22 protein-coding genes are annotated in these 25,454 nt (G+C 63.0%); 14 read left to right on the forward strand and 8 right to left on the reverse strand.

The genetic code is table 11. The annotated features are described in order from the left end of the window. Positions 1-1,875: 1,875 nt before the first annotated feature. The 3 genes from TX76_RS01380 to TX76_RS01390 all read right to left on the reverse strand — a co-directional run bounded on the left by TX76_RS01380 (position 1,876) and on the right by TX76_RS01390 (position 5,412). Complete coding sequence (locus tag TX76_RS01380; protein ID WP_049898520.1) at positions 1,876-2,643, reverse strand: IclR family transcriptional regulator; 768 nt, start codon at positions 2,641-2,643, stop codon at positions 1,876-1,878. 130 nt (positions 2,644-2,773) lie between these two features. Continuing rightward, the gene (locus TX76_RS01385; protein ID WP_049898521.1) at positions 2,774-3,871 is read right to left on the reverse strand and encodes a Gfo/Idh/MocA family protein; all 1,098 of its coding nucleotides are present in this window, start codon (positions 3,869-3,871) and stop codon (positions 2,774-2,776) included. A gap of 191 nt (positions 3,872-4,062) precedes the next feature. Continuing rightward, positions 4,063-5,412, reverse strand: a complete 1,350-nt coding sequence (locus tag TX76_RS01390; RefSeq protein WP_154018969.1) for a DUF362 domain-containing protein — start codon at positions 5,410-5,412, stop codon at positions 4,063-4,065. A gap of 112 nt (positions 5,413-5,524) precedes the next feature. Here TX76_RS01390 and TX76_RS01395 point away from each other — a divergent pair, with 112 nt between their 5' ends. Then, the gene (locus TX76_RS01395) at positions 5,525-6,376 is read left to right on the forward strand and encodes a fumarylacetoacetate hydrolase family protein (protein WP_049898522.1); all 852 of its coding nucleotides are present in this window, start codon (positions 5,525-5,527) and stop codon (positions 6,374-6,376) included. A gap of 48 nt (positions 6,377-6,424) precedes the next feature. Here TX76_RS01395 and TX76_RS01400 read toward each other — a convergent pair whose 3' ends face one another. The 3 genes from TX76_RS01400 to TX76_RS01410 all read right to left on the reverse strand — a co-directional run bounded on the left by TX76_RS01400 (position 6,425) and on the right by TX76_RS01410 (position 10,164). After that, complete coding sequence (locus TX76_RS01400) at positions 6,425-7,867, reverse strand: alpha-L-fucosidase (protein WP_049898523.1); 1,443 nt, start codon at positions 7,865-7,867, stop codon at positions 6,425-6,427. 156 nt (positions 7,868-8,023) lie between these two features. Further along, positions 8,024-9,106 carry an ABC transporter permease gene (locus TX76_RS01405; RefSeq protein ID WP_049898524.1) on the reverse strand — a complete coding sequence of 361 codons (1,083 nt, stop codon included), beginning with the start codon at positions 9,104-9,106 and terminating at the stop codon, positions 8,024-8,026. 23 nt (positions 9,107-9,129) lie between these two features. Further along, the gene (locus TX76_RS01410) at positions 9,130-10,164 is read right to left on the reverse strand and encodes an ABC transporter permease (protein WP_049898525.1); all 1,035 of its coding nucleotides are present in this window, start codon (positions 10,162-10,164) and stop codon (positions 9,130-9,132) included. Between the two features lie 668 nt (positions 10,165-10,832). On the opposite strand from TX76_RS01410, the gene TX76_RS01420 reads away from it, so the two are divergent. From TX76_RS01420 to TX76_RS01440, 5 genes are all read left to right on the forward strand, one after another. Further along, a complete protein-coding gene (locus TX76_RS01420) occupies positions 10,833-12,869 on the forward strand; it encodes an ABC transporter substrate-binding protein (protein ID WP_079890712.1) in 2,037 nt (678 codons plus the stop codon). 142 nt (positions 12,870-13,011) lie between these two features. After that, positions 13,012-15,213, forward strand: coding sequence for an ABC transporter ATP-binding protein (locus tag TX76_RS01425; protein WP_049898530.1), 2,202 nt, complete (start codon positions 13,012-13,014; stop codon positions 15,211-15,213). 85 nt (positions 15,214-15,298) lie between these two features. After that, entirely contained in the window at positions 15,299-15,523 is a 225-nt protein-coding gene (locus tag TX76_RS01430) for a hypothetical protein (RefSeq protein WP_049898532.1), read from the forward strand. A gap of 145 nt (positions 15,524-15,668) precedes the next feature. Beyond that, on the forward strand, positions 15,669-17,021 hold the full coding sequence (locus tag TX76_RS01435) for a DUF7405 family protein (RefSeq protein ID WP_049898533.1): 1,353 nt from the start codon (positions 15,669-15,671) through the stop codon (positions 17,019-17,021). A 3-nt stretch (positions 17,022-17,024) separates the two neighbouring features. Next, positions 17,025-18,692 (forward strand): CRTAC1 family protein, encoded by a 1,668-nt coding sequence (locus tag TX76_RS01440; protein ID WP_049898535.1) that lies wholly within the window; start codon positions 17,025-17,027, stop codon positions 18,690-18,692. Between the two features lie 98 nt (positions 18,693-18,790). Here TX76_RS01440 and TX76_RS01445 read toward each other — a convergent pair whose 3' ends face one another. Together TX76_RS01445 and TX76_RS18475 are read right to left on the reverse strand one after the other, a co-directional pair. After that, positions 18,791-19,078: a hypothetical protein gene (locus tag TX76_RS01445; RefSeq protein WP_049898537.1), complete on the reverse strand. Its 288-nt coding sequence runs from the start codon at positions 19,076-19,078 to the stop codon at positions 18,791-18,793. Positions 19,079-19,102: 24 nt separating this feature from the next. Continuing rightward, positions 19,103-19,228 carry a hypothetical protein gene (locus TX76_RS18475; RefSeq protein ID WP_267462350.1) on the reverse strand — a complete coding sequence of 42 codons (126 nt, stop codon included), beginning with the start codon at positions 19,226-19,228 and terminating at the stop codon, positions 19,103-19,105. 213 nt (positions 19,229-19,441) lie between these two features. On the opposite strand from TX76_RS18475, the gene TX76_RS01450 reads away from it, so the two are divergent. The 8 genes from TX76_RS01450 to TX76_RS01485 all read left to right on the forward strand — a co-directional run. Then, positions 19,442-19,783 (forward strand): L-rhamnose mutarotase, encoded by a 342-nt coding sequence (locus tag TX76_RS01450; RefSeq protein WP_049898539.1) that lies wholly within the window; start codon positions 19,442-19,444, stop codon positions 19,781-19,783. 112 nt (positions 19,784-19,895) lie between these two features. Then, positions 19,896-21,086 (forward strand): UxaA family hydrolase, encoded by a 1,191-nt coding sequence (locus tag TX76_RS01455; protein WP_049898542.1) that lies wholly within the window; start codon positions 19,896-19,898, stop codon positions 21,084-21,086. Further along, the gene (locus TX76_RS01460) at positions 21,083-21,442 is read left to right on the forward strand and encodes a UxaA family hydrolase (RefSeq protein ID WP_049898544.1); all 360 of its coding nucleotides are present in this window, start codon (positions 21,083-21,085) and stop codon (positions 21,440-21,442) included. Before TX76_RS01455 ends, TX76_RS01460 begins: the two co-directional genes overlap by 4 nt. After that, positions 21,439-22,590, forward strand: a complete 1,152-nt coding sequence (locus TX76_RS01465; protein ID WP_228842276.1) for a UxaA family hydrolase — start codon at positions 21,439-21,441, stop codon at positions 22,588-22,590. The genes TX76_RS01460 and TX76_RS01465 overlap by 4 nt, the downstream gene beginning before the upstream one ends. A 79-nt stretch (positions 22,591-22,669) precedes the next feature. Next, positions 22,670-23,488 (forward strand): phytanoyl-CoA dioxygenase family protein, encoded by an 819-nt coding sequence (locus TX76_RS01470; RefSeq protein WP_049898546.1) that lies wholly within the window; start codon positions 22,670-22,672, stop codon positions 23,486-23,488. A gap of 242 nt (positions 23,489-23,730) precedes the next feature. Beyond that, positions 23,731-24,537 carry an SDR family NAD(P)-dependent oxidoreductase gene (locus TX76_RS01475; protein WP_049898548.1) on the forward strand — a complete coding sequence of 269 codons (807 nt, stop codon included), beginning with the start codon at positions 23,731-23,733 and terminating at the stop codon, positions 24,535-24,537. 255 nt (positions 24,538-24,792) lie between these two features. Then, on the forward strand, positions 24,793-25,002 hold the full coding sequence (locus TX76_RS17930) for a hypothetical protein (protein WP_049898551.1): 210 nt from the start codon (positions 24,793-24,795) through the stop codon (positions 25,000-25,002). Positions 25,003-25,140: 138 nt separating this feature from the next. Further along, positions 25,141-25,454: hypothetical protein (locus TX76_RS01485; RefSeq protein ID WP_154018970.1), on the forward strand; the 314-nt coding region annotated here is incomplete at its 3' end.

A 25,454-nucleotide genomic window follows, 5' to 3' on the forward strand; every position in this document is an offset into this window, starting at 1 on the left:
GACGGTCAGCATGATACGGAGCGCTGGCTGACCACCTCCCTACCACGACGATCTACGCGGCAATCGGACGTCGGACAACCGACTGCCCGTCGAACGACTGGAGAACTCGATTCGGCGGTGCTCGGACGGGGACGATTCACACCTCCGAACATCGAATCACAACCGTTTCTGGCATTCCATTAACTTCTATCGACGAACGAAAATCGATTACGCGCGACCGACACTTACAGATGGTGGTGAAACTCATTTGGCCTCAATGACAGTTAAAACTAGTTTCCCACTACGCTGCTCTAGTTGATCGATTCTTTCTCGATCCGCAGAGGACTCGTGTCCGATCGAGAGCTCCGACCGCCGCGCCGCTACCCAGATCCGGATAGAACTCCTCCAACGCCACGCAACGGACGTCTGGGGGATGAAGCCGAACACTCGAGGTCGAATACGTTGTCGACTCCCTGTCGAACAGTGGCAGTATCCGGGCCGGCAGATCGTAGCCGAACGCTGTCGGTGGACGATGGAGCGACGCTCCGAGCAGTCGATAGCTCTCGATAGACTGCTTTGGAGGCAGTTCAGGCCGATCAACGACGAGGATAATTTCTCTGACAGCGGTCTTCGAACCTACTGAGCCACCTACGGACGGCTTTGCGAACGTGGTACCGTTCGGCGGTGTCCATCCGTGTGAGGCCAGTTTATGGCTGTGTCCGACCACGAGTCGTGGTGCTGGACCATTTGTCGACGATATCCGGTAGCGTCTGAACTGGACGCCGCAGCGTGTTCGAAGCCGACGACAACCCGATGCAAATTGAGTCTATAGTTTTAGTTGAACTACTGTGGCCGAAATCCCATTGCTCCGTACTCAGTCAAACTTCCACCGACGAGTAATGCGAGGGTGGACTTCTTACCGCCTCCCGAAGCACCGCAGGCACGTTTTCGATGGACGGCGGAACCACTGCTCCTGATCTACGCACGATAGTGCAAAAATACTCGGATAATTCGCCGGAGAGAAATCACCGACGACTCACTCGCCCCCCACCACTCGCTCCTTCGACGAGACCATCGTGCAATCGTCGACACCATCTCGATCGACGCCGAAACTCGGCAGTCGAGGCCGGAAAACAACGACTCGACGACGGACTGGCCGACTCGGTTCACGACTCCGATCGGCCCGCAGCACCGGCGGGGTTCGTTGCCGAGTCTGTAGAATCGTCGACTCCGAATCGGCGGGCTCCTCGAATAACACTGATATTCCTGTTACAGAGTGTATCGAAACGACGGATCGGTCGTCTCGAAGTCGTGTCACTGGCGCAGGAGCGCTCACGAAACGTAGAACAGCAGTCAGTGCAGTGCGGAACGCCGGTCGATTGCCTACATCTCTCGCTACCACTATCGGAACCATCGAGTACTGAAAAGCAGTCCCGATCGAGACACTCCGACTGAAGCACCCGCCGGATAAGCATCGGCAGTGGTGGTCCGGTATCGCGGCTACAGGAACGTCAACAGCGGTCGATCCCAGCCGGGAACGTGAACCGGACTCCAGATTCCGACAGAAGTACTGAACGGCGGAATCCCTGCTGGCGAGAGGCCCACTCTCTGCTGTTGAGGGGTCCCCAGGAGCGATCCCTGACTGTTGTCTCCCGAGACGGTAATTCACAGAGTCAACCGATGAAAATTGCTGTGTTATAGCTCGCCCACGTTCGAGCAATGATGGCGCTATCAGCAGTAATAAGCAAAACCCTACAGCATTGCGCAGTATGAGTCGGATATTGGTAACAGTCGATACACTACACGAGGGATGTCCAGTAATCACACTTCTCAAGTCATCATTACTGGAGCCCACTTTTATTTGACTATATTGGTGTCAAGATGGCACTTCGGTGATCAGGTATAGGTGGTGTTCAGTTCGACAACGTTGGCGACACGTTTGAGCTTCTCGGGGAGCTCTTCGCGGAACCACTCCCCCTCGAACCGACTCGCAGGGCCCGAGACGCTGATGGCTCCCTCCACGGTGTTGTTGTTGCTCACGATAGGGACGGCGACACATCGGAGTCCTTTGACGCGTGCTTCCTCGTCGAACGCGACGCCCTCCTCGCGGATGCGCTCGAGTTCGGCGAAGAGATCGTCCCTGTCGGTGATGGTGTGTTCCGTCGTCGCTGGCATCCCGTGCTGATCGAGTATTTCGTTCACTCGGTCCTCCGGCAAGTACGCGAGGATGGCGTTCCCCAGTGCGGTGTTGTGCAAGTAGACGCGCTGACCGATGTACGAGTCGGTCATGACGGCGTTCTCCCCATGCGCGCGGTAGACGTATATCCCCTTCCCGTGCTCCTCGACCAGAAGGTTCGCCAGCTCTCCCGTCTCGTCTGCGATCTCTCTCACTTCGTCCTTTGCGATGTCGTATATCTGTTCCCCGTGGCGTGCGGCGCCGCCCAGACTGAGAAGGCGCAATCCGACGTGATACGTATCGTCCTTTTTGACGACGTACCCGTCCCGTTCGAGCGTGGTGAGGTAGTTGTGAATGCTGCTGTTCGATAGGTCGAACGCGTCGGTCAGCTCGGTCACCGTGGCCCCGTTCCGCTGCTTGAGCGCTTCGAGTATTTCGAGCGTCGTCTGAGCCGTTTTCACCGTGGGCTGGGTCTGGTGCTTGGCCATACGACACACAGTCCCGCAACCATAATAAATCTGTTCCAGACTTGCTGAACGGGAGTGCAGTCAAGATCGGCAAGGAGTGAGTGATGCCAACTGGAGCGGTTCGTCGAAGTCGGGTGTCAGAGCGGTCGTGTCACCACGACGTGATCGGGATCTCGCAGAGAGGGGGTTCCAGGGGTACCTCGATCGTCGACCCGGTGTAGTCCGAGAGATAGAAGGCAACGATGATCTCGAGGGACCTGGCGGCCTCGGCGCCCGGCGAGTAGTTCTCGGTTTCGCCGTTCAGCAGGTCTTGAACGTGATGGGCGGCGTTGGCGAACGATCGCTTGTAGTCGTCCTCCCACGTCCACGCGCCGTCGATACCCGGAAGCGGTCGCTCCACGTGCTCGCCGTCCTCGAACGCCCAGTACCGCCACTCACCGTCGTCGTTGTTCAGATAGAGTTTGCCTTCGGTACCGATGAAGTTCAGCATCATCGACGAGATGTCACGCGGGATCGTACAGTCGACGGTGATGAAGGTGCCCTCGTCCATGACGAGATGTCCACCGCCACCCGAATCCGTGACTTCGGTTGCCGCGTCGAGCGAATCGACGGCCTCGTTCTCGCCGTTGATGTACCCACTGACCTGCTCTGCACGAGCGTCGAGCAGATACACCAACGTGTCCAGAACGTGTGTGGAGTTGCGCATCAGCTCCATCCGGTACTGTGTACTTACGGACTTGACCTCGCCTAGCAAATCCTGCTTGTGGATGAGGTCGTGAAGTCGCTGAAGCTTATCGGTGAACCTGAAGGAGTGGTTGACGACCAGCTCGGTCCCGGTCTCGTCGCAGACCTCGACCATCTTCTCGGCAGCGCTCACCCGGGAAGCGATCGGCTTCTCACACCAGATCACGTCGGGATCGGCCGCAGACTGTGCGGCGTCAAGTACGTGCTCGTGGTGGAGATACGACGGCGTGCAGACCGAGATGACGTCGAGGTCTTCGGCGGCGAGCATGGCGTCGTGCCCGACGTACTGGCGCTCCTGGGGGATATCCCACGCCTGACCGAACGTCTCGAGGTTCTGTTCGTCGATGTCGGCGACAGCAACGAGGTCTATCCCGTCCGTACTGGCGTACCCGCCCGCGTGGCTCGCGTCGATCTTCTCCTTGCCGATGACTTCCTCGTCGTGCATACCGAGAATACCCATCCCTGCGATACCGCCCGTTCCGACGACGCCTGCTTTGTGTGTCATAGGTACGTTCACCTGCTTGTGGTGCCCGGCAGCCTCGTATCGCGTGGCACCGGGTACACCGATGGCGGGATACGCTGTTACCGGACTTCGATACCGGCCTAACCAGCCCCACCCTAATAAATCTTGAACCGAGTGATGGTCCTGTCGATACTCGTCGCCCAACACATCGCCGATCTGTTACGTGTTGTCCGTCACTGGTGCAGCGATGGTGCCGCGAACTGGCCGTCGTCGAACGCGATCGGCGTCGGCTCCGCCACCACGCGCAGATCGTCTCGGTCGCGCGCTTCCTCGACCAGCGCCGTCGACGCGTAGAGGCGGTGGAGGTGCATGGTGTCGGCCGCCCGGAGAACGCGAACGGTGTCGGGGTCGACGACGCCGATGGTCGAGAGTGCCGCAACGAGGCCTGCACGGTCGGTCTCGACGACCGGCGGGAGTTTGACCCCCCGAATCGTGCTCGCGGTGAGTGCGTTGATCAGCGTCGTCGATGCGTCTATCTCCGCGACGATGTTCTCGTGGATCACGTCGGCCGAACCGACCCCCATCGCGTTGCCGTGGGTCGTCTCCGTCAGGTTCCGGGTGAATATGCGCTTGATCTCCGGCTCGTCTGGCGCTGGTTCGTTGATCGAGAAGGGCCGTCGGCCGATGACGTTCGTGTCCATCCCCTGTCCGCTGATCTCCTTGCCCTGTCGGTCGAGAACCACCACGTCGAGCTCCTCGAACGGGAGTGTGGGCATACAGTCGTACGCCAGTTCCAGCAGCTCCTGTTCTCGATCGAGGAACCCGCTCGGCGGAACTCCCTCGACGAGCGTCGTGTCGTCGTGCTGGTCCTCGACGATGGCGACACCGCCGACGATGGGTAGCGAGTCGAGCAACCGATCGGTGATCTCGGGTATCATCCGTCGAAACGACCAGTCGACGGCCCACTTGTGAGCGATCTGCGCCCCGCGCTGTTTCCCCATCCCGATGACGAGCATCTTCGAGAGGCCGCTCTCGACGGAGCCGTCGAAGTCCGTGTGTGGCTTGACGCGGTTTATCGGTACGATGGCGTCGGCTGCGGCGGCGTTGGCGTCGGCGACCACGGGAACGTCGCGGTCGGGTGTCCGGCCCACTTCGACGACGTCCATGCTGGATCGGATCTCGCAGCCGACGGCCGACTCCGTGACCCCGAGTTCGTTCAGCATCTCGCGCTGACCCGTCCCCGTGGCACCACCGTGACTCCCCATCGCCGGGAAGACGAACGGCTCGTACCCGGCGTCGACGAGCGCGCTCACGACGCCGGCGACGATCTCGTCGATGTTCGCGATGCCGCGACTGCCGACGCCGAGTGCGACCTCGCCCCCGTCGGGAACGTCCGTCAGCGGGAGATCCTCGACGGCCCGTGCTGCCATCGTAGCGGCCCGTGCCGGGGGGATCGGATCGGTGTCCCAGACCTGCTCGACGACGCCGAGTTCCGGGAGAGGCGTCTCACCACACGCCTCGACGATCGTGCCTTCCGGTACCGAGAGACGATCGACCACCGCGGTATCGTTTTCGCGTTTCATACTGCAGTCACTCGCGCGTTCCGTCATAAGCGTGTTGTCGTTCGGCGTCGACACCGCTGCTCGACGACGCCAACATCAAGATTTAAGCCCGTAGTGGCTCTCGACACACCCGATGCAATTCGTCCGCTACACGGATGGTGCTGCTCCAACGTGGGGAGTGAAGACCGAGTCGACGATTCACGCGCTCTCCGGCGTTCCGGAGGGGGAGCCGACCCTCGGAGACGTCTCGAACCGGTCCTACCGTTCGAGAGTAGCCACGCTCGTCGAGAACGAGACGCTGACACGGGTCGATGCCGACGAGGTGTCGCTGCTCGCGCCGGTTCCTCGCCCGGGGAAGATCGTTTGCTGCGGGCTCAACTACCGGGACCACGCCGAGGAACAGGACGAGGCGATCCCCGACCAGCCGATGTTGTTCGGCAAGGCACCGACGGCGGTCACGAACCCCGGCGATCCGATCGTCCACCCGGAGCCCGACGGTGAGGAGGAGGTCGACTACGAGGTCGAACTCGGGGTCGTGATCGGCGAACGGGGAAAGGACCTCTCCGAATCGGAAGCCTACGAGCACGTTGCGGGCTACACGGTGCTCAACGACGTCAGCGGCCGGACGGCCCAGAACGCCGACGGGCAGTTCTACCGCGGGAAGAGCTACGACACGTTCGCGCCGATGGGGCCCACACTCGTCGCCGGTACCGACTTCGATCCGAACGGCGTCGACGTCGAGCTGCGCGTCGACGGCGAGGTCAAGCAGGCTTCGAACACCGATCAGTTCATCTTCGACGTCGGGGAGCTCGTCTCCTACATCAGCCAGTCGATGACGCTTCGCGCGGGCGACGTCGTCTCGACGGGAACGCCCGGCGGTGTCGGCATCTTCCGTGACCCGGTCGACGTCCTCGAACCCGGGCAGACGACGGCAGCGGAGATCGAGGGGATCGGCACTCTGACGAACCCGGTCGTCGGCGAGTAACGGGAGGTCTCGGCTCCTCCGTCGTCCCGACCGAGACGTAGGGGTCGATCAGCCGACTTCGATCCTCACCCCGTACGCGTGGTCGCAGGGCTTCGTTGCCGGGAGTTCCACGTGGAGACGGGCGTCCGCTACGCTCCACTCGACGGGATCGTCGGACCCGAGGAGTTCGACCGTGTACTCGTCGTCGGGCCACGGAAGCGGGTCCACGTCGAGGGCAGCACCCCACCTCCCCGCCCACTGACTGCTCCGCTGGCCGACGGCGGTCTCGACGGTGACGCCGTCCTCCGGCCACCCCAGGACGAACACGTAGAGGGTATCGTCCTTTCGAGTGAACCGCTTGTCCTCCGGTGTGAAAGCGACCTGTGTCGCCTGCTCGAATTGGCGCTCCTCGGATTTCACCTGTGTCGGGCCCTCCCCGAACGTCCACCACGGCTGGGTTCCGTCCACTCCGGCACCGTTGACGGCGAACCAGTCCCCGATCTCGTCCAGTCGAGCCTGCGCGCCCGCCGGGATGGTCCCGTCCGCCTTCGGTCCGACGTTCAGGAAGGTACAGCCGTTCTTGCTGGCACGGTCGACGATGCCGGTGATCAGCGTGGACACCGACTTGTAGTCCGGGTTCGATACGTGACACCACGATTCCCGGTCGATCGACGTGTCCGTGAGCCACGGCCGCTCCGCCACTCCCTCCTTTCGTGCCCGCTCGTAGTCGACGATACCGGTTCCGTGTGGCAGTTGTCGCTTGTGAACGACCTCGACCTCCCTGTCCCACTCTTCGGCCCGGTTGTAGTAGTACGCGAGGATTTCCCGCCGGTACTCGTCGTTTCGGACGAACCAGTCACTGCCGATCCCCGCGTCGAACCAGAGGAGGTCGGGACGGTAGCCGTCGATCACCTCCCGGATCTTCGCCTGCCAGTCCCGGAAGAACGACTCCGGTGGCTCGGTCCCCGGTTCGTGTGGCTCCCCGTACAGTCCGGCGTACTCCGGGTCGGCCGTATCCCAGCCGTTAGCGTGCCGATACCACCACCAGTGGTATCCGTGGTGGAACGTCGGGACGAACTTCAGGCCGTGTTTCCGCGCCGCCCTCGACAGCTGGCCCAACACGTCCTGCTCGGGGCCCACGTTCGCCGCATTCCACTCGCTGATCTCGCTGTCCCACAGGAGGAAGCCATCGGCGTGTACGGCAGTGACGCCGACGAACGACGCACCCGCCTCCTTGCATCGTTTCACCCACTCGTCGGCGTCGAAGCTCTCCCCGGTGAACAGGGGGACGAAGTCCTTGTACCCGAACTCCTCCTGTGGTCCCCACTCCTCGCGATGGTGACGGAACGCGTCGGAGCCCTCGATGTACATGTTCCGGGAGTACCACTCGTCTTCGAACGCTGGGACCGCGTACGGTCCCCAGTGGAAGTACACTCCGAGCGCCGCATCGTCGAACCAGCGTGGTATCGGATGGGTCCTCAACGAGTCCCACGAGCTATCGTACTCTGTCACGATCGGGTGTCTCGAAGACGATACTTAATCGTGCCGGTCAAACGGTTCGGTACGGCGACACCGGCGGACCCCTCCCAACGATCGCGTCGCCGAGCACACGCTCTCTGCGTCGTACGTTACGAGAAAATGACGGGTACGGTTTCGACCGACGTCGCTCTACGCCGTCTCGTTCACGCTGACCTCTTCGTCCCCGCCGACGGAGCTGGCGTGCTTGGCTCGCAGGCGAACGTTGAAGACGCGGTCCATGGCCTGCGAGAGGAGGATCAGTCCGAGCGAGACCAGCATGAGGAGAATCATCGGCAGGACCAGCCAGTGGAGTCGTCCGAGGTTGGTGAGGCTGGTCTGCTCGTACGCGAGGTTCATCATGACGCCCCAGTTGAGCGTCGAGAACGGCAGGATGCCGAGGAAGTAGAGGGCGACGGATTCGGCGATGATCCCCCGCGCGGAGCCGGCGAAGTTGACGCTGATGTACGGCATCATCTGGGACAGGATGTGTTTTCGCACGATCGAGATCCGGCCGACGCCGATGACGCGAGCGGCCTCGACGTACGACTCCTCCCGGAGACTGAGGACCTGCGAGCGGATCGTCCGTGCCAGCCCGGGCCAGTTGTCGATCCCAAGAATCAGCCCGACGACCATGGGGTCACGAATGGGGAACACGGACGCGAGCACGATCACCAGCGCGATCCCTGGGATGCCCAACACGGTGTCGGACACCGTCATCAGTGCTCTGTCCACCCTGCCGCCGAGATACCCGGCGAGCCCGCCGATGCTGGTCCCCAGGAACGTCGACAGGACCGCACCGGCGAGGATGAGTTCCAACATTGCCGGCGTAGCGTGCACGAGCTGTGCCAGGATCGACTGCCCCTGGATGTCCGTCCCGAGGGGGTAGTGGAACTCGGGGACGATCGGGACGTCGAACGAGAGCAGACTGAGCGTGCCGAAGGTGAGCCATCCGTCGTGGAACGGTGTCGCAAAGATCGGGTTCCGAAGCGACTGCGGCTCCGGGACGATGGTGAGTCCGACCGTCCCCATGAAGATGAACATGAAGACGATCGACAAGCCGATCTTTCCGCGGATGTCGCCCCAGATGATGGCCATCGGAGCGACCACGTTCTGATCGATACCTTGCCGAACCTGGTCCAGGAACGAACGTTCGACCTCCGCGGTCGTCTCGAAGATGGAGTTCTCTACGTCGGTCGTGGCACCGGGCGTCGATGTCTCGTCGGTTGAACTCATTGTTTTGTGTTACTGTCTGGTGATCAGTTGAACGATTCGCGGTTGTCGCCGGTCTCCACCCGCGGGTCGATCATTCCGTACGTGAAGTCGGCGATCAGGAGTCCGAGCAGCGTGATCGTCGTGAAAATGAGGAACGAGGCCATCAGCAGCGGGTAGTCGTTGTTTTCGAGCGCGTTGAACGTGATGTAACCGACCGCTGGATAGGTGAATATCGTCTCGATGATGATGCCGCTCCCGAAGATCCCCGCGACGCCCATCAGCAGTCCGGTGTATATCGGCAACAGGGCGTTCCGCCCGACGTAACGGATCGCCAGTCGTCCTTGGCCGACCCCACGGAGACGGGCGGCCCGGAGGTACTCCTCGCCGAGCACCCGAACGCAGTTGCCTCGGTAGGCAAGCGCTCCGCCGAACCCGGCGACGAACGACGAGAGTATCGGTAGCGCGGCGTGGTGCAGAACGCCGAACATGAACGGGAGGTTGAAACCGGGTGTCGTGTTCGGATTCATCCGTCCACCCGTCGGGAACCACTCCAGGTTGACGGCGAAGACGATGATCGCGAAGATGGCGACGACGTAGTACGGAATCGAGCGATTGACGATGGAGAAGATGGTCAGCCCGGTGTCCATGCGGCTTCCCTCCTTGTACGCCATCGCCGCCCCGAGGAGGAGGCTGGTCGTCGTTCCGAGGGCCAAGCCGTAGATACTGATGAACATCGACCAGGGGATGGCCGGCAGCAACATGTCGAAAACCGGCTCGTTGTGCCAGATCGACGTCCCGAAGTCGGCCTGGGTGACGATTCCGACGATGTACTCGATGTACGCCCTCCATATCGGCTGATCGGGGTTGATCCCCGTGTACGACTCCGCCAGCCTGTTGAGCTGTTGTGCCTGCGAGGCGGACATCCCTCCTCCCGACGTCGCGATCCGCTCTTGGAGGTTCGCCTTGACCGCCTCCACCGGCCCACCAGGCATCAGCCGATACATTGCGAACGAGATGGTCAGCGCCAGAAACCACACCAGCAGGAACTGACCGACCCGGCGCAAATAGTAATTCACCATTTCGAACGAGAGGTGTGTGGCAGTCGGGTTAAACCTTTGGCTTCGACCCAACACTGACCGGACGGAGATGAAACCAACAACCGGCGGAGAACCCCTCATCGGCGGCGATTTCCCGAGGTGACTCGTTCGTGGTGCTCCGGGAAGCGACCCGAACGGCGGTCCGAGAGATGCCCGATCCGGTTCGTCGGACGGCTCTCCACGGCCGAAAGGGACGAGAATCCGCACGAACTTTTTTGAACACCTCAACGGGACGAGGGACAGGGTCACCACAACGACCTGCCTCTCGTCGGCTTCGAGCCGAACTCCGTCGACGTGTCCGCTGTCACGGTGGGCGAACAATCGAGGGAGACGGCTCCGTCTTCTCCGAACTGATCCACGTCCGCCTGCGAACGAGCCACGCGGGTGCGGCCGTCTCGAACAGCTGACGACCGAACCCGGTTCGCGGACGAGGGGACGCTCGCCACCACGAACGCCGTCGACATCCGGACAGGGTATCCCTCACAGAACCGAGGGTATCCGTCTTCGTGTCGTCACCGAGCAACAGCGCCGCTCGAACCGTCACGACGTCCCCACTTATCATCAGCAATAGCGCAACGCTAAACCAAGACTCGTCCTCCGGTGAGACTGATTGAAAAGACTTATCAGACTCCGGAAGCAGGTAGCAAACCATGAGGAATAGTGACGCATCCTCAGACCAGACTGGGAGAGCGCTGAGCCGTCGCAAGTGGCTCGCATTGTCGGCGGCGTCGGTCGCCGGGTTGGCTGGCTGTAGCGGGGGTAACCCTTCGTCCGGCAACGCCACGTCCAGCAATGGTACGTCCGGCAGCGCCACGTCCCAGTCCGAGGCAAGCGCACAGACGAACAGCAGTACGAGCAACGCAACGGCGGCGACGACCGGAGAGCTCGGCGAACCGGTCGAACCCGTCGCCGACCTCGCCCTCGACTGGGGATGGCAGCCCCAGGAGTCGAACTTCAACATCTTCAGCGTGGTCGGCAACATCCCCTGGACGGAACGGGTTCTGTACCTCAACGAGAAGCAGAAGTACGACTACAGGAGTCGCGAGTGGAAGCCCATCGCGACCGAAAAGGTCCCGGAAGTGAACGACTGTGAGACGGTCATCTCGCTCGATTCCGACTACTCGTGGTGGGACGACACCCCGCTCCGGGCGGACGACGCGATCGCGAGCTGGAAGCTGGGGTACTGGTACAACCAGGGGAACCCGGAGACCGCCCCGGTCGACTACGAGAAAGTCGACGAGAAGACGTACAGGATCCTTCGGGATGGGCCCCAGTCGCGGAACGTCGCTCTGGACAACACTGCGGGACCGATCACCGCTCGAAAAGAGGTCGCCGAGCCGTGGCTCCAGAAGTTCCGGGACGCGAGCGGCGATCAGGCCATCGAGGACGTCCGGACGGAGCTCAACAACCAGAAGTGGAGCTTCGACTTCCTCAAGGAGAACGACATGGGGTACGGTCTCTGGTACCCCGAGACGGTCGAAACGACCGAGGTCGTCCACACGAAACACGAGGGACACCCGGCAGCGGAGCGAACGAACATCGAGAAGTTCCGTCAGCCGGTCGTGCCCGACAGCCAGAAGCGCGGGCAGCTCGTCCAGCGGGACAGGCTCGATCTCGGTGTCCTCTCCGATCCGTACGCGAAGGGACCGGACTACCTCAAGCCCGTGGCACAGTTCCAGAAACCACAGCCGATCAGTCTCGGGTTCAACATCGGGAGCGAGCAGAACTCCCTCGCCCTCCGTCGGGCCATCGCGTACCTGGTGGACCTGCCCGGACTCCAGCGGATCGTCCAGAACGGGTACGACCTGAAGCGGCAGACCTGCAACGGGCACAACACCCTCCACACTCCGCAGTCGGCGAAGGAGCAGCTGCCGCAGTCCTTTCGGGACAAGCTCATCGACTACGGCAAGCGAGCTCAGCCGGAGAAGGCCGCAGAGGAGATGCGGAAGGCAGGGTACACGAAGAAGAACGGCGTCTGGCGGACACCCGACGGGAAGAAACTCGACGGCTACAAGGTCATCACGCCGAACTGGACGTGGTGGACGCTGGTCACCGAGACGGTCGCGGGCTGGATCAACGACTTCGGTATCGGGACGGACTTCGTCACCCCCGGAAGCTTCTTCAACACGCTTCGGAACGGGGACTTCGACGTCTCCATCCTCTCGAAGGGCTGGGGGAACTTCCCGGGTCCATCCCAGACGTACTTCCTCTGGCACCACCGCGGGATCGGCGATTACATGGGTTCGACGAAGACCAATCCCGAAGAGGAAGAGGACGACACGTGCGAGTACACCCCGCCGGTACCCGGCGAGGACTTCACGTTCACCGACGACCGTTCGGTGAACTTCGAGCATCCCGTCGACCCGAGATCGGAGGCCGGGAAGCAGTGGTTCGCCTATCCGAACGAAGTCGGTTCCAAGGAGATCTCCGGCAGCGGGCAGATGCTGAAGCCGTACGAGTACGCGTCGGTGCTCGAGAGCGTGCAGGACGAAGAGCGCCGACAGAACGCCATCAACCAGTTCGCACACTGGTCCAACTACAAGGTACATACGGTCGATATGATCGTCCAGAAGGGTGGCGTCTGGATGGATACGAAAAACTTCAACCTCGTCGAGAACCACGATCTCTACACCCACCCGGGGACCAACCTCATGGCAACCGGTCAGATCGTCGGCGAGAGCAAGTAACGGAACGCGCCTGTCGCCTTTCCTGCCGGTGGTTTTCGACGAGCTTCGTTCGTCCGGAGCGCTTCTACCGGGCCGTCCCGGTTCAGTATAATTGATAACATACCGTAACGGCTTTAACTCTGGTGCCGGCTACGGTACGTCAATGGCAACCAATGTAGCTCAGTCGGGGGACCCGAGCGAGTCGACGGACGACTACATCTTGGAGGTGTCGAACGCGGAGGTCATGTTCGACATGGATCGGGGCCAGTCGCGGGTGTTGGACAACGTCAGCATCGACATCGAACGCGGGGAGGCCATGGGGATCGTCGGGGAGAGCGGCAGCGGGAAGTCGATGTTCGCCTCGGCGCTTCTGGACGCCGTCGTCGACCCCGGTCAGCTCCGGGGAGAGATCATGTACCACCCGAAAGACGGCCCGTCGGTGGATCTGACGACCCTGAGTACGGACGAGGTCTCGAACTACCGGGGGGAGGAGCTGGCGATGGTTCTCCAGGGCGCACAGAGCGCGTTCAACCCCACGATGACCATCCGCGGGCACTTCGAGGAGACGCTGATCGCCCACAACGAGGACGTCGAGGAGGGGCTGTCGAGGGCCAGACAGCTGCTGTCCGATCTCTACTTGCAGGCGGATCAGGTGCTCGATTCGTATCCACACGAACTCAGCGGGGGGATGAAACAGCGCGCGCTCATCGCACTGAGTCTGGTCCTCAACCCGAGCGTGCTGGTGATGGACGAGCCCACGGCTGCGTTGGACCTCCTGATGCAGCGGTCCATCGTCAGCCTCCTCAACGAGATCAGGGAGGAGTACGACATCACCATGCTGTTCATCACCCACGACATCTCCCTCGTCTCCGACATCTCCGATCGGATCGCCGTGATGTACGCCTTCGAGTTCATCGAAATCGGGACGCCCGAAGACACCCTACAGAACCCGTCACATCCGTACACGCGTGCGCTCGTGAACGCGATACCGAACCTGGACACCTCCATCGACGAGATGCAGCCGATCGCCGGGTCCAGTCCGGACCCGGTCGAGACCCTGAAGGGGTGTTCGTACCACCCACGCTGCCCCCTGGCCGACGATCGCTGTCGCTCGGAGGACCCCGGACTGCTGGATGTCGACGAGACCCACGCCGCGGCGTGCTTCTACCGGGACGAAGCCAGGGAGGAGATCCCGCTCGTCAGCGAGCGCGAAGGGACGGGCGTCGAGGACCGTTCGGCGGGTTCGAGCGTCTCGTCCGAACCCCGATCCGATGAACCCGTGGTGTCGCTCGACGACGTGGAGGTGCACTTCGAGAACAGTCGCCTGTTCGGGCTGGCACGCTCCAACACGGTGAAGGCGGTCGACGGTGTCTCCCTCGACATATACGAGAACGACGTCGTGGTGCTGGTCGGCGAGAGCGGGTGCGGAAAGACGACGCTCGGGAAGACGGCCATCGGGCTGCAGCGACCGACGGCCGGAACCGTTTCGTATCGCGGCCAGGACATCCAGGAGACGAAAGGACAGAGCCTCCCCCTGCTGCACCGGCTCGGGAGAAACGGCGATCGAGAGGAGACGATCCCGTTCAAAACCATCCGTCGGGCGCTCCAGATCATTCATCAGGATCCCGGATCCGCGCTCAACTCGAACCACACGGTCGATCGGATCCTCTCCGAACCGCTGAAGCGATGGAACCCCGATCTGGATCGCGAGGACCGTCGTGCGCGGATCCACGCGATGCTGGAGCGGGTGGGAATCACGCCGACCGAGGACTACATCACGCGGTACCCGTTCCAACTGAGCGGCGGCGAGGCACAGCGGGTGGCGCTCATCCGTGCACTGCTCGTCAGTCCGGACATGATCCTCGCCGACGAGGCCGTGAGCGCGCTCGACGTCTCACTGCGGGTCGAGACCATGAACCTGATGCTCGATCTGCAGGAGTACTTCAACACGTCCTACCTGTTTATCTCGCACAACCTGGCGAACGCGCGGTATCTCGCCACGAAGGCGAACGGTCGCATCGGTATCATGTACCTCGGAGAGCTCGTCGAGATCGGTCCCGTCGACCAGATCATCAACGATCCACAGCACCCGTACACCAAGGCGCTTCACTGGGCCACGCCCGATCTGTTCGAAACCGAGATGGAGTCCCCCCCTGTCCGCGGTCTCGACATCCCGGATCCCTCCGACCAGCCGGACGGGTGTAGTTTCCACACCCGATGCCCGGAGGCGAGGGAGGTCTGCAAGAAACAGGATCCGGCACTGGAATCCGGCGACAACCCCCATGCTGCAGCGTGCTTCCGCACGGTCGAGGACCACGAGTACTGGGACAGCCCCGAGCTCGGTGAAGCGGGGAGTGGCGACTGAGGGTGTCGCAATGACGCCATCTCGCCGCTCGACCGAGCGTCGAACCGTGCGCCCAGCGCCGGGGGCGGCGTTCGAATAGCCGACGATGGGTGTCATCAGTGGGTTTCTGGACGAACTCTGTCAGTTCACGATCCAGCTGCGGGTGCTTCTCGTCGCCTCCCTGTTCGGGATCGGCCTCACTCTCGTCCTGTTCGTCGTGGGTGATTTCAGCAGGGCGACGAACGTCATCATAGTTCTGAACCTCGCCGGGCTGGTCCCGCTGTCCCTGTTTTCCGGTCTCGTCCTCCTCCGGTGTCGGCGGCGGATCTGATCGGATCACCGACGAGCACGTGCGTGATTCTCCCCCGAACCGGCATCGAACGATCGTGATCGCGGCGTCGGATACGGGTCGACCGGTGGCTTCGAACCGTGAGGTGGACAAAACGCTTTTGATAGCATGACTGTAAAGGACACACATGGACCCGGATCGGGAGCGAGAAATTCCGCGGCGACAGTTCGTGCGATCCGCAGTGGCCATCGGGGGGGCGACTGCCCTGTCGGCGTGTCTGAACCGCGAGAGGTCGATGTTGCCCGGCGACGAGACGGACGAGCCGACGGGATCGGCTCCCGAGACCGGAAACAGCTCCCCGGCAGCGTCCCGGTCTTTCCCCCGCGGCGATCCGTCGGCCGTTCCCGACGCACAACACCGGTGGAACCAGTATCTCGTGGTGGACGCCGCGGGAAACACGGTCCCGCCACAGCACCAGCTCGTCCTCGGTCTTTCGTACGACGGATCCTCCCCCCCGACAGCGGGGGAGCGCGAGGAGGTCGACGCCGCCTTTCGCACGCTCACCGAAGCCTTTCAATGGGGAACCGGTGGTGACGCTACTGCGACGTTCAACCGGGGATTGCTCTCCCTGATCGGCTACGCTCCCAGCTACTTCGAGCAGGTCGGAGGGGTTCCCGACCGACTGATGCGCCCCGAGACGATGCTGGAGCGGGTCGGCGAGGACCCGTCGAAGACCGACGGGTTCGATGCGGTCGTGATCCTGACGAGCGACATCGGGTCGGCGGTGCTCGCCGCCGAACAGGCGCTCCTCGGCGAGCGAGAGCGGGTCAACGGAGTCACAGTCGAGGGCTCCATCGAGGACGTTCTCTCGGTGTCCGAGCGACGGACCGGGTTCGCCGGAGCCGGGTTGCCCGCGGACAAGCTCGACGAGGAGCGGATCCCCGAACAGGCCCCCCTCTCAATGGGGTTCAAGTCCGCGTTCAAGGACAGCCTTCCCAGCGAGGACGGCGTGACGATCGCGGAGGGATCCTTCGCCGGCGGGACGACGCTGGCACTGTCACGGCTGCGGATCGAACTCGATCGCTGGTACGGACAGTCACACGAGGAACGGGTCGGGGAGATGTTCTGTCCCGCACACGATCCCGAGGAGGTCGGACCCGTGGGCCGGAACCTGGGCGACGACAGCGGCATCACCGAATCCGACGTCGAGAAGATCCCCGAACACGCCGCGGAACACGACCGGATCGGCCACTCCCAGAAGGTGGCGACCAGCCGTGACGAGGAGTTCGAGCCACGAGTGCTCCGCCGCTCCGAGGGGTTCGCGACGGACGCCCACCAGCACGTGGGGTTCAACTTCTCGTCGGTGCAGCGGGAACTGGAGGCGTTCGTCGACGCACGGAAGGCGATGAACGTCGGCGAGTACGACGTCGACGTTCCGCGGGAGAACCACGGCATCGTCGACTACCTCGACACGGTCGATCGGGGGACGTACCTCGTCCCGACGCACGCCGACAGGGCACTACCCGTGGCGGGTGAGTGACGGATGTGGAACCGACGCCGACAGTTCGTCGCGCTGATACTGGCGACGCTCGTCGTGCTCGCCGGCTGTTCGGCGCTCGCCGACTTCGGGGGGAACAGCGATCCCGGCTCTCCGTTGACCTTCGAGAACGCCACGGCGGAAGCCGGCGTTGCCTATCAGGGTACCGGGGAGGGGGTCGGTGCCGGCGACAACGGCATCCACGCGACCGACGTGAACAACGACGGCTGGACCGACCTGCTCGCCGTCGGCGGCGATCGTCCCGCGCTGTTTCTCAACGACGGTGGCAGCTTCGAGCGACGAAGCGGGTTCCCGAACGTCAGCGCGCAGCCGAAGAGCGCGTCCGTCGTCGACTACGACGGCGACGGGTGGGACGACGTCCTCCTCTTCGTCCCCGGCGACCGCCCGATCGTCCTGCACAACGACGGCGGCGATTTCGAGCGAGCCGAATCGTCGCTCGGGCTCGGCACCCTGACGTACCCGCTCGGCGCGACGACGGCGGACTACGACGGTGACGGGGACCGAGACCTGCTCGTCTACCAGTCGGGCAACTGGGCCAACGGGCTGCCGGAGGGCCACGGCAGCACCACCAAGCAGATCGAGGCGGACAACGGCAACCCGAACGTCCTGTACGAGAACACGGGGAAATCCGGCTCCGACCGGTTCGTGCGGGCCACGGACGCCGGTCTGGCGGGGAATCGATGGAGCCTCGCCGCCAGTTTCGTCGATCTGACGGGCGACGGCCGGCCCGACATCCACGTCGCGAACGACTACAACACCGACGTGGTGTACGTCAACCAGGGAGATGGCACGTTCAGGAAGAACCTCCTGGGGGGAACGACGGCGCGAAACGGGATGTCCTCGGAGGTGGCCGACGTCACGGGGGACGGCCGACCCGACATCTTCGTGACGAACATCTATCTCCCGCTGGAAGAGAACAGAGAGGAGATGGGCCGCGCCCGCTACAAGCAGATCGAGCGCCTGTTCAACTACGTCGTCCACTCGGGCCGGACGAAGGGGAACACCCTCCTGGTCAACCAGGGCAACGGCACGTTCGTCGGCAAGGCACCGGAGTACAACGTCCAGCACGGGGGGTGGGGCTGGGCCGCGTCGATGACCGACTTCGACAGCGACGGCGATCGCGACCTGATCCACGCGACTCAGGCGCTCGTGCGGATCAACCGCAGCGACCCCGTGTGGACGCTCCCGATGGTCTGGCAGCGAAACGAGACCGGGTTCTCCCGCGTCGACAAGCGCGTCCACGGGATGGCCGAGCACAACTCCCGCGGGATGACCACGCTGGACTACGATCACGACGGCGACGTCGACCTCGTGATGGCAGCGTACGACGGACCGACCGTCGTGTACGAGAACACGGTTGAGGGTGGTCACGCCATCCAGTTCGAGGTCGTCGACGAGTCCGGCGCAACGGCACTCGGCGCGACGGTCACCGTGGAGGCGAACGGGGAACGGATGGCGACCGTCTACCAGACCGACGAGAACGACTTCTTCTCACAGGAGAGCCGTACCGAACACGTCGGCCTCGGGCAGGCGACGTCGGCCACGCTGACAGTCACGTGGCCGGACGGAACGCGAAAGAGTGTCGAAGTCGATGCCGGGGACCGCCTCCGCATCGCGAAAAGCGGTGTCACGACCTCGGACGACGGTTCCTGATCGGGAGGCCCTGAAGATTGGGATCGTCGCTCGCGTGGATTGATCGGAGACGTAGACGGTTGTTCGAACGTCCACCCAGTATGGTGTCACCCTCCCGTTCAACGGAGGTTCGAGGAATAGCCGATCAGGTTGAGGAACAGGATTCCGACGATACAGTACAGTATCGCGGTCGCACCCCAGATACCCAACATGCCCGAAATCTCCCCCTGAACCACTACATTGACCAGCGGGATGTACGGCCCAACTGCGCCCAGCACGAGAAGCAGGCCGCCGAGGAAACCGATGAACAACAGGAACGAAGACCGTATCGCGATGAGAACGCCGGCTGCTTTCCGAAACACCGTGTTGACGCTGGACCGGTCCTTTGCGTCGTTCTCCAGACTCATGAGAACACGTTCGTCCAATCCATACTAAAGCGTTTCGGCGAGCGATGCCGAACGCCCCGACCACGCCAGCGCGCGGACCGGACTCGGCTCGGCTTTGATCGCTTCGCCCGCCTCGATGATCGACGTGACGTAAGCGTAGTCGTGGAGCACGATCACCGACAAGAACGCGCCGTCAGAGAAAGCCTCCTCTGGTTGTTCTCTCCGACGGCACTGTAGCACGGATCGGGGCAGGTCGCACACGTCCGCAGAAACACCGTGACTCATCCGGCGGCCTTGTCAGGCCGCACGGTCGTGCGTGTTCGTGAAGCTCCTGTCTCCACCAGTAGTCGTAGTGTTCAAAACAGACCGCCCCTTCCCGTCCGTATGGACACGGAGCGAGCAGTGTACGTCCAGCGGATCGACCCCGAACACAGAGACGAGTACCTCGGGGCCCACGAGAACGTTCCCGAAGAGGTTTCGGCGGCCATGGAGCGGGGCGGTGTCACGGAGTTCGAACTCTACGTCCGTGACGACCTCGCTGTTTGCGTCCTCGAGGCCCGCGATATCGACGCCTATCTGGACGAGATCGACGACGACGAGACCGTCGAGGAGTGGGAACGTCGCGTCGCACAGTTCAAGCGCGAGGGCGTAGACGTCGACGATCGAGAAGAGCCGATCCCGTTCATGGAACGCATCTGGACGCTCAGGAACGGCTCCGAGAGGTAGGACGGGACGAAGTACCACCGATCGAGTATCGGCTGCAATCACGACGGTCGTAGCTGCCGGACGACAGTGGCCTGGAAAAGACACATATACCTCTGTGCAGAAGGGTGCGGAAATGGGACTGACGTTCAGAGGGTTCCGGCGGGAGAACGGGCAAATCGGCGTGAGGAATCACGTAGCAATCATTCCAACGTCCGTCGCATCGTCGAGCGTCGCCCGGGCGATCTCGGGATCGGTAGGCGAGTGGGCGCGAGCCACACCCCACCAGATGGGGACGAGCCAACCGGCGGTGACGAGAGAACAGACGACACGGACGCTTGCCGGCATCGGTCGCAACCCGAACGTCGGTGCTGCACTCGTCGTAGAACTCGGGACGGAGGACATCGAGGCCGAGGCGCTGGCCGACGACATCGCGACCACGGGGAAACCGGTCGAAACGCTCTCGATCCGCGATGTCGGCGGAACACGCCCTGCGGTCGACGAGGGCATCGCTGTCGCGCGGCAGTTGAACGACGAGATCAGCAGCGTGAGACGGGAGGCGGCGGACGTGTCGGAGCTCGTCTTCGGGATCGAATGTGGCGGCAGCGACGCGACCTCGGGGATCGCCTCGAACCCGGCCTGTGGCAACGCGGCGGATCGGCTGGTCGAACACGGTGGCACGGCGTGTTTCAGCGAGACGCCCGAGTTCATCGGCGCCGAGCACATCCTCGCGGATCGCTGTGTCAGCGACGAACTCGCGGACCGGCTCCTGGACTACGTCGACCAGCGCGAGGCGATGGCGGATCTGATGGGTGTGGATTTCCGGGGTGCACAGCCCACACCCGGGAATCAAGAGGGGGGGCTCACGACCATCGAGGAGAAGAGTCTCGGCGCTATCGCCAAAGGGGGAACGAGCCCGGTCCAGGATATCGTCCCCTACGGTTCGGCCCTCCCCGCGGGTGAAGGCCTCGTACTGATGGACACGCCGGGATACGATGTCGAGAGCGTCGTCGGCATGGTCGCAGGTGGAGCACAGGTGATCGCGTTCACCACCGGACGAGGGAGCACGACTGGCAATCCGATCGCGCCGGTCATCAAGGTAACCGGCAACCCGAAGACGTGGGAAGGGATGGAGAACAACATGGACGTCGACGTCAGCACCGTCTTCGAGGGCGACTCGATTGAGGCCGCAGGGGAGAGGGTGTTCGACGAGCTCCTCGCAGTCGCCGACGGCACCCACACGGAAGCCGAGGTTCGCCGCCTGGAGGAGTTCGCGATAAACGAGATCCAGACGAACGAGATCGCAGAGCTGGAGGTCCGAACGTGAAGGGGATCGTACTGGACGACGACGGGCTCTTGTTGAGTGAGAACGACAACGTCGCGACGGCGATATCCGATCTCGACGAGGCGCGGACTGTCGCGCTCGACGACCACCCTCGTCCGGCGACCGTCGGGGATACCATCGATCTCTCGGAGGGTATCCCGTTCGGTCACAAGTTCGCGACCGAACCAGTGAAAGAAGGCGAGCCGGTTCTCAAATACGGGGAGAAAATTGGAGTGGCGACCGACGACATCGACACCGGCGACTGGGTTCACACGCACAACTGTGAGAGTACCCGCGGTCGCGGTGACCTCTCGAGGACTCACGAACGGACGTCGACGGCAACGGAGGTGGAACGATGAACACGCGCATCTCCGACTCGACCGACGAGATGGCGGACGAGGACTCGGAGCGCTCCGAGGTCCCGTTCACCGGGTACCGACGCAACGATGGCCGAATCGGGGTCCGAAACCAGGTGCTGGTGCTGCCCTCGGTCATCTGCTCGCACGTGGTCGCGGAGGAGATCGCAGATCGGTCGGGGAACGCCGTGGCGGCTTCGCACGACCACGGCTGTGGACAGCTCGGCGCGGACAACGAGCAGACCGAGGCCGTGCTGGAGGGCGTCGCGGCCAACCCCAACATCGCAGGGGCGGTCGTCGTTGGACTCGGCTGTGAGGAAGTACAGAGCAACGACGTCGCCGCGGCGCTTGATTCCCGCGGCGTGCCTGTTCGGGAGGTCGTCATTCAGGAGGCCGGCGGTACCGACGCCTGCATCGAACGTGGGGTCGAGGCAGTCGCGGAACTCGGCCGCCACGCGGAGGAGGCGAAGTCGGAGCCCGGGACGATAGCCGAACTGACGGTCGGAGTCGTCGGCGATCTCAACGAATCGTCGATCGAGCATGCGGACCCGCTCGTGGCGCAGCTGGTGAACCGCGTCGTTTCCGCTGGAGGGCGCGTCGTCGTCGCGGGCACCGAACGGTTCGTCGCACATCCCGAAGAAACCACGTCCGACACCGTTCCAGCCGCGGGAGCCGACATCGAGGCGCTCGTCGAACGTCACGGGAACCAACCCGCTCGGGCGAGCAGTACCGCCTCGCGCGCCCGCGAACTATCGTACGAGGCCTGCACGCGAGTCGTTGGCGACCGACGGATCCGGGCGGTCGCGCCGTACGGACGGAGCCCCGGGATCGATTCGGGTGTCGTGCTGGTCGACGCGCCATCGCGCTTCGAGGAGGCCGCGACCGCACTGGCGGCGTCAGGTGCCCAAATCGTCGTCCACGTGACCGGTGACGGCATCCCCGCCGGACACCCTATCGTGCCAGTCCTGAAGATCAGCGGCGACACCGAGACCGTCGCGGCGCTTCCGGACGATATCGACCTCGACGCGACCAGTTCGACGGGAGAGGACCTGTTCCGAGCGGTCCGGTCGGCGATCGACGGAAGCCCCGTGAGCGCGGAGCGTCACGGACTCACGGAGTTCGCGATAACTCGCGTCGGTCCGTCCATGTGAACACTCCCGTCCGCCGGAGCGTTCTGCTCCGAGCCCGGGGTACCCGTGATTATTTACGTATGGTATGCCACCGCGGGGTATGGCGCTGTTCAGTAGCCGGGAGAAACGCGAGTTGAAGCGAAACGGTTTCGTAGTCAAACACGACGTCATCGATGAAGAAACGATAGCAGCGGCACAGGACGCCTTCTGGAGCGGGGTTCCCTTCGACCGCGACGACTACGATGCACTGGTGGACGCGCCCGAACGGTTCGAGAACGCGTGGGAGCACATTCAGGACCCAGAGCCCTTCGTCTCGCTCAACGAGCAGTTGCTGCCGTACGCCGAGGAACTCGCCGGAGAGGGAGCTCTCCTGGACCCTGGCGAGAGCATTCAGGTCACGCCACGCTTCCCGAACGGAGAACTGCGCGAGACGGGCGATCTTCCGTCCTTGCACCGTGAAAGCGGACATATCGACGGATACGGTCCACAGTTCGATGCGACACACGAGGTCGGCTACCACACCGTGATGACGTCCGTGTATCTCGAGGGAGTGCAACCCCGTGGTGGCGGGTTCACCGTCTGGCCGGGCTCTCACTGGTACGCGGGAGAGTACTACAGCGACCACCACCTCGAGAGTCTCGTCGACGACCCCTCACTGCCTGCGTACGAGGACGGGGAGTGGGACCGATGCGGCGATCTCGCCCAGCAGATGGACCCACTGGAGATATACGGTGACGCCGGAACCACCGTGTTTTGGCACCAGAACCTGCTGCACTGTGGCGGGATCAACCGGAGTCCGAACGTTCGACTCGCGGCGATCCAGCGGTTCCAGCGGAGAGACGCAGACGACATCAAGCGTGACGCGTACGCGAACCCGTGGAAGTACTGGGAAGGGATGGAAGACGTCGAAATTCCGTAGGCCGCTGACGGTCGCCATCGTCGACGACTCGATCCGGTGCTGTGCCGTGATCGAACTGTCGCACAAAACCGCTTGTCCCCGGCGCACGCGGTCGCGCTCTCGTGGAGAGCAAGGACACCATCGGCATCGGTTAGCACGCTATCACCTGTGGTATCGGTTGGACAGCTGTTTGGCTTCACGTGGAGTGTGAAGCAGGTGGCTCCACCGGTGGCTTCATACTGCGGGACCGCGAGACGAGCCGTATGGTCGGTTACGTCGAATTCGATTACAGTGGCGAATCAGCGATCGTAACTGGTTCGACGAAAGGGATCGGTCGTGGTATCGCTGAAGCGCTCGCAGAAGCGGGCGCGAACGTCCTCGTCAACTCCCGGACGGAAGGGGACGTGACTGACGTTGCCGCGGACCTGAACGAACGAAGCGACGGCGAAGTCATCGGCGTCGCCGCCGACATGGCGGTGCCCGAGGACATCGAAAAACTCGTCGAGACAGCCATCGATACCTTCGGTGAGATCGACTTGCTGGTGAACAACGCAGCAGTCTGGCCCCGAGAAGAATCCCTGGTCGGAGCCTCGATCGAGGACTGGGAGTTCGCCATGGACGTGAACGTCCGCGCTCAGTATTACGCGTCGAAGCTCGCCGCGGAACACATGATCGAGGAGGGGATCGAGGGATCGATCGTCAATCACACGAGTCAAACCGGCGACCGGCGGACCGGAGATCGCGGCTTCTACGGCGTCTCGAAGACATCGATCAACGGCCTCACGTGGCGAATGGCACACGAGCTTGCGGAGCACGGTATCCGGATGAACGCCGTTTCGACGGACGTGACCGAGACCTATCAACTCCGACACGAGGCCGAAATGATGGCCGAGGACGACCCCGACCGGAAAGCCGAGGACGTACTCGACGAATGGGGCAGGACACGTCCGATCGGTCGGCTTGGCCGGCCCGAGGACCTGGCGAACGCTGTAATGTACCTTGCCAGCGACGGTGCGTCGTACGTCGTCGGCGCTGTTCTTCGGGTGAGCGGCGGCGGAAACCTCGAGTGAACTCGTGCGGTTTATCGATACACACACCTACACGTGGGGTGGTGACACGGACGAACTTCCGTGACAAAGCGAGATACTCCCGCCGACGTGGAGCGGCCCCTACACGGCTCAGGATCTCGTTGCCGACATGGATTCCGCAGGAGTCGACGAAGGCGTCATCGTCACGACGCCGCTGTACGGCCGCGGCGTACGCGCTAACGAGTACACGATGCGAGCCGTCGAGACGTTCCCCGAACGGCTGTGGGGGTCGGTCTCATGGACTTCTTCCAACGTGACCCCGACCAGGTTCGTGCGGACCTCCGACGAGTTGTTGGCCACGACCGCATGCTGGGCGTCCGGATGCACGCCTGCCTGGAGTACACCGAGTATTCGACAGATCTCGACCGAACGGCCGAGTGGATAACCGGCGCGGCCCTCGAACCGGTCTGGGAGGAAGCCGCGGCGCTCGACACCGCTGTGGAATAGCGACGGTATCGGGGGAACCTGCTCCGGATGGGGGGTTGAGTCTCTCGATCACAGTCGGAGTGTCGTACTATATCAGTACTGCCCACCGCTCGTTCCCTATTCCGCAGATATATGTACGACGCAGTCGGAAACACGGCTATGGGTTCGTCACACACACCGGACCGACTGGTCGGTGATCTCTCGGAGGAGAACGCGGACACGCCGCTGGAGGACGGAACGTGGTACACCGCGACGTCCAACGACTTCGAGATCGTCTACGACATCGAGCCCGGGTCGCTCGCGGACGCGGAGTACCTCACGTTCGACCTCCTGCTCGACGACGACACCGTCACGCGGTGGGAGCTCCGCCTCCACGAGGGCGAGAACGGACCGACGTTCCGCATGTACTACAACGCCCTCAACCAGTGTCAGGCCCGCGCACGGATCCCGCTCGCGGCGACCGATCAGAACCG

The sequence above is a fragment of the Halococcus agarilyticus genome, assembly GCF_000334895.1.
Classification (GTDB): domain Archaea; phylum Halobacteriota; class Halobacteria; order Halobacteriales; family Halococcaceae; genus Halococcus; species Halococcus agarilyticus.

Bases quoted from the DNA above. Each gene is read 5' to 3' on its own strand.
- TX76_RS01380 (WP_049898520.1), bottom strand. From the start codon at position 2,643: ATGGCCAAGCACCAGACCCAGCCCACGGTGAAAACGGCTCAGACGACG.
- TX76_RS01385 (WP_049898521.1), bottom strand. From the start codon at position 3,871: ATGACACACAAAGCAGGCGTCGTCGGAACGGGCGGTATCGCAGGGATG.
- TX76_RS01390 (WP_154018969.1), bottom strand. From the start codon at position 5,412: ATGAAACGCGAAAACGATACCGCGGTGGTCGATCGTCTCTCGGTACCG.
- TX76_RS01395 (WP_049898522.1), top strand. From the start codon at position 5,525: ATGCAATTCGTCCGCTACACGGATGGTGCTGCTCCAACGTGGGGAGTG.
- TX76_RS01405 (WP_049898524.1), bottom strand. From the start codon at position 9,106: ATGAGTTCAACCGACGAGACATCGACGCCCGGTGCCACGACCGACGTA.
- TX76_RS01410 (WP_049898525.1), bottom strand. From the start codon at position 10,164: ATGGTGAATTACTATTTGCGCCGGGTCGGTCAGTTCCTGCTGGTGTGG.
- TX76_RS01420 (WP_079890712.1), top strand. From the start codon at position 10,833: ATGAGGAATAGTGACGCATCCTCAGACCAGACTGGGAGAGCGCTGAGC.
- TX76_RS01425 (WP_049898530.1), top strand. From the start codon at position 13,012: ATGGCAACCAATGTAGCTCAGTCGGGGGACCCGAGCGAGTCGACGGAC.
- TX76_RS01430 (WP_049898532.1), top strand. From the start codon at position 15,299: ATGGGTGTCATCAGTGGGTTTCTGGACGAACTCTGTCAGTTCACGATC.
- TX76_RS01435 (WP_049898533.1), top strand. From the start codon at position 15,669: ATGGACCCGGATCGGGAGCGAGAAATTCCGCGGCGACAGTTCGTGCGA.
- TX76_RS01440 (WP_049898535.1), top strand. From the start codon at position 17,025: ATGTGGAACCGACGCCGACAGTTCGTCGCGCTGATACTGGCGACGCTC.
- TX76_RS01445 (WP_049898537.1), bottom strand. From the start codon at position 19,078: ATGAGTCTGGAGAACGACGCAAAGGACCGGTCCAGCGTCAACACGGTG.
- TX76_RS01450 (WP_049898539.1), top strand. From the start codon at position 19,442: ATGGACACGGAGCGAGCAGTGTACGTCCAGCGGATCGACCCCGAACAC.
- TX76_RS01455 (WP_049898542.1), top strand. From the start codon at position 19,896: ATGGGACTGACGTTCAGAGGGTTCCGGCGGGAGAACGGGCAAATCGGC.
- TX76_RS01465 (WP_228842276.1), top strand. From the start codon at position 21,439: ATGAACACGCGCATCTCCGACTCGACCGACGAGATGGCGGACGAGGAC.
- TX76_RS01470 (WP_049898546.1), top strand. From the start codon at position 22,670: ATGGCGCTGTTCAGTAGCCGGGAGAAACGCGAGTTGAAGCGAAACGGT.
- TX76_RS01475 (WP_049898548.1), top strand. From the start codon at position 23,731: ATGGTCGGTTACGTCGAATTCGATTACAGTGGCGAATCAGCGATCGTA.
- TX76_RS17930 (WP_049898551.1), top strand. From the start codon at position 24,793: ATGGACTTCTTCCAACGTGACCCCGACCAGGTTCGTGCGGACCTCCGA.